The 15,624-nt window shown below is 45.8% G+C and carries 17 protein-coding genes and 1 pseudogene; 11 read left to right on the plus strand and 7 right to left on the minus strand.

Translation table 11 applies throughout. The features are described from left to right. Positions 1–5 precede the first annotated feature (5 nt). The gene (ilvD, locus tag QVC96_RS07070; protein ID WP_238025575.1) at positions 6–1,679 is read right to left on the minus strand and encodes a dihydroxy-acid dehydratase; all 1,674 of its coding nucleotides are present in this window, start codon (positions 1,677–1,679) and stop codon (positions 6–8) included. A 199-nt stretch (positions 1,680–1,878) separates the two neighbouring features. Here ilvD and msrA point away from each other — a divergent pair, with 199 nt between their 5' ends. Continuing rightward, positions 1,879–2,418 (plus strand): peptide-methionine (S)-S-oxide reductase MsrA, encoded by a 540-nt coding sequence (msrA, locus tag QVC96_RS07075; RefSeq protein ID WP_238025576.1) that lies wholly within the window; start codon positions 1,879–1,881, stop codon positions 2,416–2,418. A gap of 5 nt (positions 2,419–2,423) precedes the next feature. On the opposite strand, the gene QVC96_RS07080 is transcribed toward msrA, so the two are convergent. Both QVC96_RS07080 and QVC96_RS07085 read right to left on the minus strand, forming a co-directional pair. Then, complete coding sequence (locus QVC96_RS07080; protein WP_238025577.1) at positions 2,424–2,954, minus strand: hypothetical protein; 531 nt, start codon at positions 2,952–2,954, stop codon at positions 2,424–2,426. Further along, positions 2,951–3,619, minus strand: coding sequence for a hypothetical protein (locus QVC96_RS07085; protein ID WP_287690386.1), 669 nt, complete (start codon positions 3,617–3,619; stop codon positions 2,951–2,953). The genes QVC96_RS07080 and QVC96_RS07085 overlap by 4 nt, the downstream gene beginning before the upstream one ends. Before the next feature lie 276 nt (positions 3,620–3,895). On the opposite strand from QVC96_RS07085, the gene QVC96_RS07090 reads away from it, so the two are divergent. The 5 genes from QVC96_RS07090 (at position 3,896) to QVC96_RS07110 (ending at position 7,581) form a co-directional block, all read left to right on the plus strand. Next, a complete protein-coding gene (locus tag QVC96_RS07090) occupies positions 3,896–4,279 on the plus strand; it encodes a PadR family transcriptional regulator (RefSeq protein ID WP_238025580.1) in 384 nt (127 codons plus the stop codon). 27 nt (positions 4,280–4,306) lie between these two features. Continuing rightward, positions 4,307–5,101, plus strand: a complete 795-nt coding sequence (locus QVC96_RS07095) for an NAD+ synthase (protein ID WP_238025582.1) — start codon at positions 4,307–4,309, stop codon at positions 5,099–5,101. A 454-nt stretch (positions 5,102–5,555) separates the two neighbouring features. Continuing rightward, complete coding sequence (locus QVC96_RS07100) at positions 5,556–5,801, plus strand: ArsR/SmtB family transcription factor (protein ID WP_238025584.1); 246 nt, start codon at positions 5,556–5,558, stop codon at positions 5,799–5,801. A gap of 46 nt (positions 5,802–5,847) precedes the next feature. Beyond that, the gene (locus tag QVC96_RS07105; protein WP_238025586.1) at positions 5,848–6,696 is read left to right on the plus strand and encodes a lysine exporter LysO family protein; all 849 of its coding nucleotides are present in this window, start codon (positions 5,848–5,850) and stop codon (positions 6,694–6,696) included. 141 nt (positions 6,697–6,837) lie between these two features. Beyond that, a complete protein-coding gene (locus QVC96_RS07110; protein ID WP_238025588.1) occupies positions 6,838–7,581 on the plus strand; it encodes a class I SAM-dependent methyltransferase in 744 nt (247 codons plus the stop codon). Here QVC96_RS07110 and QVC96_RS07115 read toward each other — a convergent pair. Continuing rightward, entirely contained in the window at positions 7,578–8,231 is a 654-nt protein-coding gene (locus QVC96_RS07115) for a uracil-DNA glycosylase (RefSeq protein WP_238025590.1), read from the minus strand. The genes QVC96_RS07110 and QVC96_RS07115 overlap by 4 nt on opposite strands. Continuing rightward, entirely contained in the window at positions 8,182–8,724 is a 543-nt protein-coding gene (locus QVC96_RS07120; RefSeq protein WP_238025591.1) for a nucleoside-triphosphatase, read from the minus strand. Before QVC96_RS07120 ends, QVC96_RS07115 begins: the two co-directional genes overlap by 50 nt. Positions 8,725–8,787: 63 nt before the next feature. Here QVC96_RS07120 and QVC96_RS07125 point away from each other — a divergent pair, with 63 nt between their 5' ends. Continuing rightward, entirely contained in the window at positions 8,788–10,047 is a 1,260-nt protein-coding gene (locus QVC96_RS07125; RefSeq protein ID WP_287690389.1) for a hypothetical protein, read from the plus strand. 7 nt (positions 10,048–10,054) lie between these two features. After that, positions 10,055–10,702, plus strand: a complete 648-nt coding sequence (locus QVC96_RS07130) for a chlorite dismutase family protein (RefSeq protein ID WP_238025593.1) — start codon at positions 10,055–10,057, stop codon at positions 10,700–10,702. Here QVC96_RS07130 and QVC96_RS07135 read toward each other — a convergent pair. Both QVC96_RS07135 and QVC96_RS07140 read right to left on the minus strand, forming a co-directional pair. Next, the gene (locus QVC96_RS07135) at positions 10,674–11,183 is read right to left on the minus strand and encodes an NUDIX hydrolase (protein ID WP_287690390.1); all 510 of its coding nucleotides are present in this window, start codon (positions 11,181–11,183) and stop codon (positions 10,674–10,676) included. The genes QVC96_RS07130 and QVC96_RS07135 overlap by 29 nt on opposite strands. Next, on the minus strand, positions 11,180–11,782 hold the full coding sequence (locus tag QVC96_RS07140; RefSeq protein ID WP_287690391.1) for a hypothetical protein: 603 nt from the start codon (positions 11,780–11,782) through the stop codon (positions 11,180–11,182). Before QVC96_RS07140 ends, QVC96_RS07135 begins: the two co-directional genes overlap by 4 nt. 54 nt (positions 11,783–11,836) lie before the next feature. On the opposite strand from QVC96_RS07140, the gene QVC96_RS07145 reads away from it, so the two are divergent. The 3 genes and pseudogenes from QVC96_RS07145 to QVC96_RS07155 all read left to right on the plus strand — a co-directional run bounded on the left by QVC96_RS07145 (position 11,837) and on the right by QVC96_RS07155 (position 15,593). Continuing rightward, positions 11,837–12,055, plus strand: coding sequence for a hypothetical protein (locus tag QVC96_RS07145; protein ID WP_287690393.1), 219 nt, complete (start codon positions 11,837–11,839; stop codon positions 12,053–12,055). Between the two features lie 116 nt (positions 12,056–12,171). Beyond that, a complete protein-coding gene (locus QVC96_RS07150; protein WP_238025597.1) occupies positions 12,172–12,609 on the plus strand; it encodes an HIT family protein in 438 nt (145 codons plus the stop codon). 10 nt (positions 12,610–12,619) lie between these two features. Further along, a pseudogene (locus QVC96_RS07155) lies at positions 12,620–15,593 on the plus strand (FAD-binding protein). Positions 15,594–15,624: the final 31 nt, after the last annotated feature.

Consider the following 15,624-nt stretch of genomic DNA (forward strand, 5'->3'; position numbering starts at 1 on the left):
AATAGTTAAACTAGAACCGCTCCCCTTGCCGAGGAGGTCACCAGTTTTGCATATTGGGCCAGGAGTCCAGACTTGTATCTAGGTTCTGGGGGTACCCAGTCCTTTGCCCTACTCTTGAGCTCCTGCTCAGAGAGCTCTACGTCAAGTTTCCCCTTCTCGCCGTCAATCACTATCATGTCACCATCCCTGATAAGTGCTATGGGTCCACCCACTGCAGCTTCAGGGGCTACATGACCCACCATTAGACCCCTTGTGGCTCCTGAGAACCTTCCATCCGTTACCAAGGCAACCTTCTCACCAAGTCCCTGCCCTACAATTGCACTGGTTACTGCAAGCATCTCCCTCATACCTGGACCTCCCTTCGGTCCCTCATATCTTATTACCACTACATCTCCCTCATTTATCTTCTCCTTCAGCACCGTCTCGAATGCCTCCTCCTCTGAGTTAAATACCCTGGCGGGTCCCCTGTGATATCTGATTTTGGCAGCGGAGAGCTTCACCACCGATCCCTCAGGTGCCAGGCTACCCTTTAGAATCCTTATACCACCTGCTGGAAGAAAGGGGTTAGAGAGGTCCCTGACCACATGATCATGCTTAACGTCCGGTATTCTGTACTCTGAAAGGTTCTGTGCCATAGTCTTTCCGGTGACGGTCATAACATTACCGTGAATCAGTCCACGGTCCAGTAGCTTCTTTAGGATCAGGGGGGCTCCCCCGACCTTGTATAGGTCGGCCATGACGTAATCTCCGCCTGGCTTCATGTTAACTATCTCAGGAACCTTCTTGCTTATCCTATCGAAGTCGTCCAGGGTTAGGGACACCCCTGCCTCGTGGGCTATGGCAAGAAGGTGGAGAACTCCGTTCGTGGAACCTCCGCTGGCCATTAGTAGGGCAATTCCGTTCTCAAATGCCTCAAATGTAAGTATGTCCCTAGGCTTAAGACCTATTTCCATTACCTTCATCAATGTCCTCCCAGTCTCCTTGGCGTACTTGGTTCTATCTGAGCTAACCGCGGGAGGAGCCGAGCTTCCGGGGAGGGAGAGTCCAAGGGCTTCGGACAGCATCGCCATGGTGTTCGCTGTGTATAATCCGCCACAGGCTCCAGGGCCAGGTATGGCGTTATCCTCCATTATCCTGAGATCTTCAGCAGTTATCTTCCCCGCGGAGAACGCCCCCACGGCCTCGTATACATCTCCTATGGCTATATCTTTCCCCCTGAAATTGCCCGGTAGAGTGGTTCCACCATACATGTAAACTGAGGGTATATTGAGTCTGGCCATGGACATCATGAGACCCGGCTGGGTCTTATCGCATCCACCTAGGGCCACAAATCCGTCGTAGCCGTGTCCATTCACTGTGAGCTCTACGGTGTTGGCTATAACCTCCCTGCTGACCAGGGAGTACTTCATGCTCTCGCTTCCCATGGCTATTCCATCTATGAGTACGGGGGCCGTGAATGTTCTGGGTGTACCACCCAGTTCCCTGATGCCCTCCTTCACAACCTGGGATAGACCCAAGAGGTGTATATTGCAGGGTCCAGCCTCGTTCCATGCCACTGCCACTCCCACGAGTGGCTTGGAAATATCCTCGTCGGTCAACCCCATTGCCTTGAGGAAGGCCCTGTTGGGTGCCTTCTCGTAACCACCATAAACCTTGTTAGATCTCGATTTGTCGTACATACCGAATAGGTTAATGTTTTAAAGGTATTTAACAGTTGATCATTCACAAGTGATTTAATTGGTCTTTACTGATAGGTGAGGAGTGCACGTCAGGATGATCTTCACTAGTCCGGTCCTAGCATTATATTTGCGATTTAATTAGGAATTGTCTCAAGAGTTTTAAACACATCCTTAAAACAGTCACGCGTACATTAAGTTGATGACCGAAATAGCCACTCTAGGTGGAGGATGCTTCTGGTGCACCGAGGCAGTGTTTTCAAGGGTAAAGGGTGTCCTGAGGGCCGAACCGGGATACGCTGGTGGTTGGGTTCCTGACCCTACTTATGAGCAGGTCTGTTCAGACACCACGGGCCATGCGGAAGTGGTTCAGGTGGAATTTGACCCTGGCGTAATAACGTACAGGGAGCTCCTCGAGATCTTCTTTGAAATACATGATCCTACCACGAGGAATAGGCAGGGAAACGACGTTGGTTCCCAGTACAGGTCTATCATTCTTTACCACAATGAGGAGCAAAGAAGGATTGCCCTAGAGGTGATAGAGAAATTGAATAGAACCAAGTTCAACGGAAGGATTGTCACTGAGGTGGTTCCCTACACAGGTTTCTACAGGGCTGAGGATTACCACTTTAGGTTCTATGACAGAAACAGGGATTATCCATACTGCAGGTATGTCATCAGCCCCAAGGTGAAGAAGCTAATGGAGCGCTTTCCCTCAATGGTTAAGTTGAGGGAGAGTTAGTAAGTCTAGTAAATTTGTCTAGAAACTTCCTCGATGAATGGTAGTACAAGCTTGTCATTTGCTTTTCCAGCTACTATTTGACTCAGCCTGTCCAGTGCCGGTTCGTTAATCAGCTCTCCGTTGAACAAGAAACCGTTAAATGGCACAATTACGACGCTATCAAATTCTGGGACAAGGGTCTTTATTTCCTCCAATTGCCGAATGAACTTATCGGGGAAAGGCGTTGCCTTGTTAAGCACCAGTATCTTCTTGGTGGGCCAATCCCACTGCTCCAGCTTGATAAACGGTAACTCCGTGACCAGGATTGTCAGGTCCTGTGATCCGTCCACAGCCGAAGGCTTTATGTCGTAAATGATGAAGTGGGGTTTGGGATCCCTTCTGAATCCAACATTCCTTAGATAGGTTCCTGCAATACCATTATCGGAAAGGTCCTTAAAGTCCACCCTGTAACCCATGATCTTCAGTCTGATCAGGAGGTAGAGAGCCACCATGGTCTTCCCTGTTCCCCCTTTTCTACCTGTAACATAGACCTTCATCTGACCTCACCTAGGTGTTTTATACAGTCCAGCGAGAAGTGACTGCTCCTCATCCTGAGACCAATGAGAACATCAAACATCTCCTTCCTATTCACTGGAACGAATACTGAACCCAAGGGCCTACAGAACAATTCCCTGGAGTTCACCGTCACTTGATCCTTTTCAGCCTCCTTGATCTTTACTACAGCCATATCGGTCATCCATCTATTGGGTCTAATCAGGTACTCCTCATCCCTTATCGTTCCGTTTACCTCTCCAACCGACAGGACCTCTTTCTGATACTTGAACTGAACGAAGGTGGTCTTTTTCAGAAAATAGGCCAAAACTCCTGTTCTCGGATCAGTGATGGGGAAATCGCGTCCGATCACGAACTGTCCTTCCTTGGGTTCAAGTGCATCCTCAACCTTAACCTTCGTGTCCATGTTCCACGTCAGTTCCCTGGGATCCCAAACGAGCGCAACGCCGGGTAAGTTGAGCATCTCCTCCCTTCTGATTCTCGGCTCAATGGAGAAAGGGGAACCCTCAATAGAAGTACGTACTCCGCTCTCTCTCAGGGCACCGCCTACCTCCAACGTTTCCTTTAGGGTTGAGGGTAAGGGGTAAAGAACTACCTCCTTATATGAACGTAATTTGTCAAAGACCCTAGACGCCTCAGTCGTGTCCATAATTACCTCAACTCTTCGATCCAAGGTCCACGACGGCGTGTTCATTAGATCGGACGCATATTTTTTATTTAACATCTTTTACAGATATTCGCCTTTCAACGCTTATATGCTTTGTTGGCAGTGCCATCTATCTCTGACATTAGAGCCTTTAAGCATTATAATCTAGATATTAAATAAATAGAGCATTAAATACTAAAAATGCTTCTGTTAGATTTGGTAAATGAATATTCAGAAGTCAGAGCTTTTTAACTATATAATAAGTTTATAATTTTAAATGTGGCAAACTTACTGGCTGGTAACATGCCCTACAAGGAAACGCCGAAGATGATGATAATACGAGGTTTGATGCAGGTAATTGTGGTCTACATTCTATGTAGATATGGCGACATGTATGGATACCAAATCAAACTTCATATTGAGAAGCTTCACAAGAAGAAGATTCCCCACGGGGTAATGTACACAACTCTAAAGAGGATGGTTAAAAATGGCCTGTTATCTCCCTATACCAAGGAAGGAAAAACCTTTTACAGGGTAACCCCTGACGGGAGGGATTTCCTGCGAAATCATCTTCACATACTAGACAACGTGGATGAGATAATAAGGGAAATCCTTGGCTACTGTTCTGTCACATTTGAGAAGGAAGGTCTAAAGAAAGAATAAATAAATGCACTGGACTCAAAATAAATTATGATATCAAGTCCAGCTTCCAAGAGTTACTTGGATCTAGATTATGCCAAGGTAACAGATTACCTTGTTAACAGATTAAGGGACTATATCCGTGATTCCGGAAAGAAGGGAGGAGTAGTGGGAGTAAGCGGTGGAATAGATTCTGCAGTAACTGCGACTCTTCTTTCCAAGGCAACTCAAAACTTCTACTTTCTGGTCATGCCCTCCAGTAGCACTCCAAAACAGGATATTGAGGACGCATTATATCTAACAGATATGCTGGATGGAAAGTACAAGAGAAGCATTATTCATATTGATAACATCGTAGAGGACTTTTCCAACGCAGTGGGCACCCAAGACAGGTTAATTGTGGGAAACATAAAGGCTAGGACTAGGATGATCCTTCTCTACGCTTTCGCGCAAAAGTTGGACTATCTGGTTGTGGGAACCGGTGACAAGTCCGAGCTTCTCCTAGGATATTTCACCAAGTATGGTGATGGTGGAGTAGATGTTCTACCCATAGGGGATCTGTTCAAGACACAGGTGAGGAAACTGGGGGAGTACCTCAAGTTACCCTCAAGGATAGTGAGTAAGCCCAGCTCCCCAGCCTTGTGGGAAGGTCAAACGGCCGAGGGTGAGCTTGGGGTTTCCTATGATGTTGCCGACCCCATCCTCTACCTCATGGAGAAGGGAAAGAGCGACTCGGAAATATCCTCAGAACTTGGAGCTACTCCTGAGCTGGTTAGAAAGATTAGATTGATGGTTGAGAAATCCAGGCATAAAAGGCTACCCCCGGAGATTTTCAGGTTAGGTTAAATCGGCTGTCCCCATTCCCTCTAATCACTGCAATCTTTAAATTCCATTACCGCACAATAATGTTGTGATTTCACAGAAAAGTGATATTTTCCGTTTCCTTGTTCTCATTTTGATAATCATTCTACTGCTTATATCTCTGGTTTTTCCCCTGGCCATCTTTGGAGCAATTCTTCTCTCTAGTTTCGGACTATTTCTAAGCAAGACATTTATTCCCATAACACTTTTTATGTTGTTACTGTTAGCATTACATGGAGACTTTTATCTTATAGGAATTATTCTTATAATAGGGTTTCTAGTACTTAACTTTTTAAAATATATTCAAAGAAATCCATTCTAATTTCATCTTCTGTTCTAGTTTAATTAACAGGCTTTCCTTGTATTTTAAGTCTGTTCTAAAAGATTTAATATCGTTTCTAAAGCTTAGGATTAAGATATACATAGACTACTAGTACTTATGATGAGGAAATTAGATGAGGTAATGAACGGAAAAGGTTGGGATACCAGAAGAAAAATACTAGAGGAATTATATATGAGACCAACAACTGCATACAGTTTAGCTAAGAAACTAGAGCTAAATTATTCCACAGTAAGATATCATCTAGACCTTCTAGAGAGAAGTGGTCTGGTAAACCATCAAAGGAGAGGATCGAGACAGGTATATGTTGCAACCAAGAATGTTGAGGTACTGAAAATAATTTAAGCTGGCAAGAAACCAACACTTTTTTGTGGATTTCTCGATAACATTCATGCTGATTTATGTGGTTGCGCTGGGGTTAGGGAAGGTACTGGGAAAGTCCTTTCCTAAGGTGAGTGATGCTGTAGTCCTTGTTCTAATCTTCTCCATAGCTTTGTGGGGAGGTTCCCAAGTTATTTCTGGTAATACCCTGTCTGGGATCGTGTTGGATTCTCTACTCCTCTCCGCATTTGTTGTACTAGTAACCTTTGCTGTGGGGCTTGTATTCAACAAGAGGGTTAACATTAAGGGGAAGATCAGCCTGGTTTATACACAGTTCAAGTATGGGGCACCTCTTGTTCTAGGATTACTAACCGGATTCTTGGCTAGGCCCTCGCTTGACTATTCCCAGATCATAGTGTATGAACTTTACGTTCTGGCTCTGGTCATCGGGTTCAATATAGGGAGCGAGATTAAGTTCAGGGCTATCTTACATGTGACTAAGGAGGCCCTAGTTACCACGCTTGTGGTGATATTGGGGGCTGTAGTTTGCGCCTTGGCCTCCTTCGGGCTAGGGCTTCTACCTAACCTTAAACTGGCTCTGGTCATGTTTCTAGGAGCCGGTTGGTACAGTTACACGGGTCCTATAGTTTCCACGTATTACGGGCCCATCTATGGGGTAATTGCCTTTTTGACCAACTTTTTCAGGGAACAACTTGCCTTCCTCGTGGTCCCGGTCCTGGTAAAGGCCAAGCCCAATCCATACTCAGCCATTGCCATAGGAGGGGCCACCTCGATGGATACAACCCTAGGATTATATTCCTCCATATTCAGCGGGGAGTACTCCATTAGCGCAATGATGAGCGGTGCCCTACTCACCTTGGTTATTCCCATAATATTACCCTTAATTCTATCCCTTTAATGCGAGTATCTGCACTGAAGCAACATTTTAATCTATGATTATAATTCATTAATCATGAGTTACTCTTGCATTTCAAGGTTTAACAACTCTTCAGGTTCCTTCAAGTTCTCACATAGTTCATTGAGTTGGGGGGTGTAGGAGATGGAAGCTCAAAACGGGACTGTTCTCAAGGTCTTCCAATCTGACTTCTACATAAACGAGATGGTCAAGGTCTGGGAGGAGGGAAAGAAGTGGGCTGACTGGATAAGCGAACTTGCAGGCCGTTACGGTCTGGGCAAGAGGGTACTGGATGTTCCCTGCGGAGTGGGTAGGGTGAGTTACTATCTGGTCTCGCAAAAATTCGAGGTCACAGGGGTGGATATTTCCGACAGGATGTTGGAGATAGCTAAGAAGAACGTATCTGGTGCGAAATTCATCAAGGGAGATATGAGAAGGCTCAGCGATAGTCTGGGAAACGAGAAGTATGACATTGTGATAAACTTGTTCAACAGCCTGGGCTATTACGACGAGGAGGACGATATGGACATTCTCTTTTCCATTAAATCAGTGACCAAGGGGATGGCGGTGCTCAATCTGGACAACAGGGACTACGTAATATTTAACATGCCAGATGTCAGATATTCCTACGTTCCGCCCTACATGGTCGTTGATACCTCAAGGTTTGAGCCCACGACCTCCAGAGTTGAGGTGATAAGGAAGTATCTTGATAAAAAGGGAAACGAGGTAGGATCACTGGAGTACAGCCAGAGATATTATAGTCTGCATGAAGTTGTCAGGATGGCAAAAAGGGCTGGATTTAAGGTGGTGGACGTGTTTTCAGGCTACTCCTGGAAACCCTTCGAGATCGGAGATCCGCAGATGACACTCGTGTTATCGACTTCCTAGCTGGCCAGTTTCCACGCGTACCTGAGGACGCGTAGCCATTCCTCCCAGGAGAGTCTCCCAGTTCTGGTGTTAAGGGGACTGGGATGATAACTTCCCACTAGATAAATTCCATTCACGAATCTCACCTTGAGATGACCGAACGTCTCCTTCACTCCCAGAACAAGAGAGGCTGATTTGAAGGCCACTGTGCCCAGAGCTAGGATTACCTTGAGATCCTTTAGCAGTTCAATGGTTGCCCTAAGGTGAGTGGAGCAGTTGAGTATCTCCTGCGTTTTAACCACGTTCTTAGGAGGAGCACAGCTTACAGCGTTGGTCAGAAATACTCCCCTCAGGACGAGTCCATCATCTCTACTCACTCCCTCTCTTAGGTTGGATAGACCCAGTTCGTAAAGTCCTCCAATAACCCACTTCCCCGTTTCATCTCCCGTGAAAGGCCTCCCGGTTCTATTCCCTCCATGAGCTGCCGGGGCCAACCCCACAATCATCATCTTGGCCCTGGGATCCCCAAAACCCGGAACGGGCTTCCCCCAGTATTCCTGGTTGAACTTTCTTCCATTCAGTGCAACGTCCTCTGAGAATTTCCTCAGTCTTGGACAAAGATTACAGGCTAGAAGGACCCTGTTTAATTCCGAAATATCTGCGTATTTCATTGAGGATTTCTTCCCTCACTCTTTCCCTATTAACCGGTGTTAATTCATACTTTTTGCCCTCAATGTACATGCTTCTATGTACGGTGGCAACAAAGGGCTTACTTGAGGACAGGATCTCCTGAATGAGATTCCAGAGCCCCCTTACCCTTTTCTCCATGGGGCCAATCTCGTCAATGATCACTAGCTCGGACTCCTCAATGCCATCCTTAACTTGGGAAAGGAGTGGTAAGGAATCCATCACGAAATACCTGCCAACTCTCTCCTTCCCTATGGGTTTAATCGAGGCAAGGGTACACGAGCCATTTCCAATCACCACAAAGGAGAATCCAGTTCTTTCACCCATCTCCCGTATTTCCTCCGTATAGAAACCTCCTATCCTCAATTCTCTCAGATCGTTCACTAGACTCTTTACCAGAGTTGTTTTCCCTACCCCTGGTCTACCTGTTATGAGTATCCTCAGGCTTTCCTTTGAATCTAAGGAATTATTTTGCATTTTTCTCTCAGTTAAGAGTATTCTGCGGAAAAGGTTTTTGTACCTATGTCCCAAATATGATATTTGATCAAGGTAGGGAAATTGAGTATTTTACAGGTAATTTCAGATCCCAAGGTGCCTAAGGTTAAGTGTTCGCTAATAGACTCCACCGGAACGCAAAGGAGCATAATGACGATCTTCCTTCAGGATAACGGAATTCACGTTCACAAGGAATTGGAAAATGACCATTACATCATCCCGCCGGTTCCGCAGATAGGTGCACTGATCAGGGAGGTCATTGAGGAAGTTGCCGAGGAACTTAACGCCAACGCCATAGTTTTCAGGTACGGAGATGAGCAGGCTGAGGAGGTAGATGACTTGGTCCTCAGCGACGCATGGTATGATATTGAGCGCCTTGCCCTAGCAGCTTCCAAGCATGCGGCTCTGTCTGAAGAAATAGACGCGAAGGTGATCCTGGGAATAATCAAGTTCTCGTCCTTCATATATGCAGCCACTGCCATCAGGAAAGAGGATACTTTCCCCCTCTTTCAGATCTATATGGACGCGTCAACGGAACTTCCCTTAATAAAGATCTACAATGAACTGGGGCAGCTTATGGAGGAGAGGAGAGAGAAGGTGGAGGACTTTGAAACCTATGTTAAGTCCCTCGTCTCCTCAGAGGACGTGACAGTGATTTATAGAGAGTCGGCAATAGATATACCCTCTCCCAAGGAAATCACAGCAGAGGATGGTTCAAAGTATTATGTGGCGGTAGTCTTCAAGTATTTCCTGGGCTTCCTCCCATCGTCCTCCGTTGCTGAGGTAACCAATAGGAGGATCCCTGTTAGGGGTAAGAGGAAACTTGTGAAGACCTTAAGGGCTCTCCTGTACTTGGAAAAATTGGGTGAGGAAGGGGGAGTGGACATTGTTATTGGTAGTCACGCAGTTCCCCTAAATCATCTCTTAGAAGAGCTGGCAAAACTTTCCGAAAGAGCCAGGACAATCCTCACTAGGAGAAAGCTAGTTTACGAGCCAGAAAAGGTTTTAGAGGAACCACTGGTTAGGGAGCTGAGGAACTACAAGCCTGAGTACACATCGGGGGATGTCTACCTGGGAATAAGGGTTATTCCCGTGGGTTTTATAGTTGTAGCAAGGAATAAGGAGGAGTTCGATCACGCTATACAGAGAATAGCAAACGGCCCTACCTCAGACGGTTATGAGATACTCGACGAACTGGTCAAAAAGTCCGTCTCCGGATACTTCATTGGTTACCTCATGACCCTTGAGGAAGCGTTAATAATTTACACCGATATTACATCTGAGCTGATGAGAAGTGACAAATGAGGTTTTCATGCAAGTTCAATCCTTAAGGTTCCTTCCCCAGTGGTGGTCCCTGAGCAAGGGCGAGAGGGCAAAGATTCTCGGACTGGTCAAGGAGGTGGAGGACCAGGAGGGAAAGAACTTCATTTCCATGAAGAGATATGCCTCAATTAACCGTTCCTCATCCCTCGTTTACTGGCTTTCCAGCGAGAGTACTTCCCCTCTTGTGAAGTTCAGGTCGTCCCTCCTCTCAGCACTTAAGGGATACGCAGATGAGGATGTGTTGCTCTTCTCGGTGTTCAGACCATCTCCCTACACCGGGGGCAACTTCAATCCCAAGGAAGTACTTAATTCCCCTCCCTTGAAGTACTTCGTTGCCTATCCCATGAAAAAAGATGTGGAGTGGTACCTGATACCCTTCAAGGAGAGGGAGGATATCATGAGGGAGCACATCAAGGTTGCAAAGGAGCATCCAGGAAATAAGGGGATAAGATCATACACCACTTACTCCTTCGGAATAGCAGACTATGAATTTGTGGTAATTTACGAAATCCCGTCTTTACCAGAGTGGATAGAGGTGGTTGAGGCGCTCAGGGAGGTTAGGGCTAGGAAGTGGATAACAAAGGAGGAGCCCCTAGTTACCGGGGAGCTCATGGACCTAGAATTCCTTTACTCTTGAGGTAATATATTCCTATTAGTGTCTTTGCGTCCTGTATATTCCCCTCATCCATCAGCTTTTCCACCTGGCTTAACTCCATGGGCCTTACCTCTATCACTTCGTAGTCCTCTGGCTTAGCTCCCACGTACTTTAGATCCCTTGCAAGGTACAACCTCATCACCTCGGTGGTGATGCCAGGTGAAGGATAAAAGGACATGACCTCAGTGATGGATCCAGCCTCGTAGCCGGTCTCTTCTATGAGCTCCCTCTTAGCGGTGGAGAGGGGATCCTCTCCCTCCTCTATTGAGCCAGCTGGCAACTCGTAAATCCACTTCCCTATCACAGGCCTGTACTGGTAAATCATCACGATCTTGTTCTCGAGGATAGGAAGGAGAACAACGGATCCCCTGTGCTTCACGTATTCCAGTTGCCTCTCCCTTCCATTTGGAAGGGGTACCTTCTCGACATATACCTCAAATTTCTTGCCTGAGAAAATTCTCATGGGTTAGTCCAGGATCTTTGTTTAAAGTATCTTTCTACCTTAAGGTAAAGTTTCTCCCAGTCAATTTTGAATAGCAGGATCCCCAGCACTGCAAAAGCGACTGAGGAGATAATCCCAAGTTCCACAGGAGAGATCCTTGTAATTTTCCCGATCTGAAGCAAACCCTCAGCCTCAATACCTATTTCCAATGAGCTTTTAAGTACCTTGGATGGGATTGTTATCTCCATCATTTTGAGGAGGGATGCCTTGCCTGCGCCACCTATGAGGAAGACAAAGTCATCAAACGGGAAAAAGGGCATAACCGCAGTGATGAAGATTGCCAGATAGAATGATCTTCCCCCAATTATTCTGTGAAAGAAATTCACGTTCTTGTTATGTTTAAGCCTACTTCCAACTCCATACCCTATCCCATACATTACACTTTTGGCAATTCCCGCACCAACTCCAGAAGCTACCACAACTTCCGCAAAATTCAGGGGAGTGAATCCAAACCTGAGGAGGACTGTAGAGGATATTACTGTGTAGGGAGCCCCAAAGAAGGGAGTGGCGTTGGAGGCAAAGGAGATGGCAAAGATTAAGGCAAGGTAGTAATAGTCCATGGATAACACGGGGCTGGTTGTCTTATTTACCTTATGGAAATAAATAACTAGTTAATGAAGCTTGTCATCAACATGGATTCGGACATGTTAAATTCCAAGCTCATTGCACTTAACGTGGATGGTAAGCCCATCATGGATTTTCAACATAAAGTGTACGGAGATAAGGAGAGGAAAATGATACTTGAGATAGGGGGCCTTTACACTAAAGGTGAACATACGTTGGAACTGTTACTTGAAAAGGGACTGTACAAGAAGTACAAGTTCACTCTCTAACAATTTTTTTAATTTCTTGCATGAGTGTCGCAGTTCTTCACGTTATTTAATCCGGGGCCAACACCTAATAGGTTTTGTCGAAAAGGTTTAAATGAAGAATTAGACTTTTCTCATGCATGTGTCTATTCTGTAGCATCATTTCTGGGGTAGAACATGGATACTTTGTTTACAGGGATGATGAGATCTCAGCTATTCTAGACAAATATCCGTCCGCGCCAGGACATACCTTGGTCATGCCCAATAGGCACTATAATGACCTGCTAGTGACCGATCCCGCTCTCTTAACACCAATCATAAAAAAGACGGTTCTCATAGCCAGGGCAATAAAGGAGGTACTAAACGCTTCCGGCGTCAGAATATTGACAAACATTGGAAGGAGTTCAGGTCAGGTTATATTTCACACCCATATACACATTATTCCTAGTTGGGAGATAACACCTTCGGTATTTTCCAACTTCGAGCCGAGGAGAGTTCAAGATCAATCATACTATGAGTCATTGCAAAAAGTTATAAGTCAATATATCAAAAGTAGCATCGAGAAGGAAATTAATTAAGGTGAAACCTTTGGGTATTAGAGAAGAGCTGGAGGGCCGTTTTGGTGATAGTTTCTCAGATTCGCTGGTTGAGCGCCTCTCCCACACCGCAGACATGGGTTTTGTACCGCAATTGGTTTGGACTGGAATGAAAATTAACATCATCCCAGATTATGTGGTTTATCCTAAGAACGTTGAAGATCTAATTGATTTGGTGAAGATAGCCAACAAGTATAACGTCCCCATAACTCCCTATGGCAGAGGCACCAACAGGTATGGAAACGCCATACCTGCAGACGGCGGTATATTAGTTGATTTCTCTAAGGTGGATAAAATACAAGTAGATGATGTAAATAAGATTGCCATAACTGAGGCCGGCGCAACGTGGAAATTCGTAGATATAGCAGCCCAGGCAAGGGGGCTTCAACTCAGGACCTTCCCATCCTCCTATGACTCCACCGTTGGAGGTGGGGTTGCAGGGGACGCTTTAGGTATTGGTTCCTATCAATATGGTTATATCTGTGATAACGTTGCGTTCGTGGAAATGGTCAACCCCAAGGGCGAAGTGGTTAGGCTCGAGGGGAAGGATCTAGCTATCGTGTGTGGTGCCGAGGGTACAACGGGTCTGATTTATAGGGTTGGCCTGAGGTTAAGGCCATTTTCGCCCACCGAATCATTAGTTCTCTCATATGATAATTTCGAACAGGCATACAGGGGTATAGGTGAGTTCTACAGGGAATCAATACCTGCCTGGCATATTCAGGTGAGAGGTCCAGCGATCTCTACTTACATTGCGGAGAACTTCAAGGCATCACTGGCCCCCGAGAAATGGAACATGGTAGTCCTTTATCCTTCTAACGTGTCTTCCATAGTTGAGCCGAAACTGTATAGAGTTGCCCAGAACACTGGGGCTAAGACCTTTGAGGGGTGAGTGGACCGGTTGGTGGTCCTTTAATCACGGTGTAAACGCAGCATTAAGGACTAAAGGACTCCTAATTCATCAGCACGGTTTAATTCATTATACTAAGATAAAGGAGCTAGTTGACGGTATTCAGGACAACTTGGGTAAGCTTGGAGACCTAACCCCTGATGGTGGATTTGACCTAGACATAGACCTAGAAAGAAGGGAAACCCTCCTAGTGAACGCGTTTACCCAAGTTTCCCTAACTCCTACGGATAAGAAGATCCTCTTTGAGCTGGCAAAGAACACATTGATGATGGAACAATACATCAAGGTAGGAGGGTCGATGCTCTCGGTAGGGATATTCGTTCATAAGTACGCCAAGAACAGGCTCACTGCAATGGGTAAAGTATTCCAGGAGATGGGAGTAGACAGATACGAGGTGATGAAGAAGTATAAGGAGGAAATGGATCCCAATGAGATATTTAACCCAGGAAAAGTGTTTGAGCCCAGCAAGAGAGCCAAGGAAGTACTGGACATTGTGAGAAAACAGAATGAGGCCATGAGATACAGGTTTGGGATTGGCTTCGCCAAAAGGATATCTCCTGGCGGAGAAATAGAGGGCTATAAGGTAACGAAGAAGTACCTTGACGTATTCACAGACTATGCCATAAAGTGCATAGACTGTGCCATGTGCGTTACCGTTTGTCCACAGTACAGGTTAATTCCGCAGTGGCCCTACGCCCCTAAGGGCATGTTTGACTTCACCAAGGGGCTAATTTCCATGTTTGAGCTAAATGGGAGAATTGACGTCCCTGATAGCGCCATAGCTGAGATATCTGGATGCCACAAGTGCGGTCTATGCGACGGCGTTTGCCCAGCTAGGATTCCCATCTCCTCAATGTTAATTAAGCTAAGTTCCATGGTGGCTAGGAAGGTACCAGAGGAGGCCACAACGGAGATACCTATCCCCGAAAAATACAAGGACGTCATCTCGGACGACGCTGAGATAGGGGTCTGGCTAGGTAAATACCTTGCGGAGAACCCATCAACCATGTTCGCTACCTTGGAGATGTTTAAGAAACTGGGACTGAAGGTAAAGGTGTTCGGCACCTCCCTGGACAGCGGATTTAATGATTATATAAGTGGAAATGGTAACGAATTAATTGAGAAGATAAAGAAAAACTCTGAACACATAAATGTAGTTGAACTCATCACAGTCTCTCCTGAGGATTATAAGACCTTCACCGAGGGATATCAAGAGTATTCGAGGTTAAGCGGAGTTAATCAGACCTTCGAGGTAGTACCACTTGACTTGAGGTTACTGAAGTCCATGCAGATCGAGGGGAATGAAGAATTGAACCTTCATGTGGCATGCTTCTCTAACACTTACGCCGACGAGATACTGAAGAGATTGAGGGAGAAGGGATTCAAGGTTAAGAAAGTTGAGGGATGCTCAGGAGCAACCCTAGAGAAGAACGTAGGGAAGAGAGCGGATATGATGGCTAAGGCCTTGGGCGAGAGGTATGGCACCTTGGTCACATTGTGTCCCCTAGCTGCAGTTAAGTTCAGGAGCGTGGGGGTTAACGCGAAAACCCTTGTGGAATTCCTTGCTGAGAAAGTGGGTGCAGGAGTTAAGGTGGAGCAAAGGATAGTGAAGATTCCAGACTCCGACAAAAATGCTATCATGAATGTGTTGGTTCAGTCTTTGACAGACAGCCTAAAGAAACGCGCGTCACTAATAGCAGATACAGTGTCCTTCATGTCCTCTGGTATAGATGAGTACAAGAAAATAATAGAGCCCATAGTGACAGAGGCCATTGATGAGGCAACGCCCTCCGTGAAGAACCTTATAACTTCCCTGGCATCCAGTAAATACACGGGTAACGATGCCTCGGAGAAAGCGCTTATTCTAAACCAATACTACAGGGAATTTAACAGTGTTCTAATGTCATTAACCCTTGATACAGTAGTTTCTGCCGTGGTACCTGAGGTTAAGTCCAAGTCCGTAGATGAATTCTCGGAGAGAGATCTAGGTCTAGTATTATTGGAGCTACTTAGGGAGAAGCTTGAGAGAATAAGGGCGAACGTGGTAAATCAATAAAGTTTTTCCTTCTGCGTTTCCGGAGATTATA

It is taken from the genome of Metallosphaera javensis (ex Sakai et al. 2022), assembly GCA_021654415.1.
Classification (GTDB): Archaea; Thermoproteota; Thermoprotei_A; order Sulfolobales; family Sulfolobaceae; genus Metallosphaera; species Metallosphaera javensis.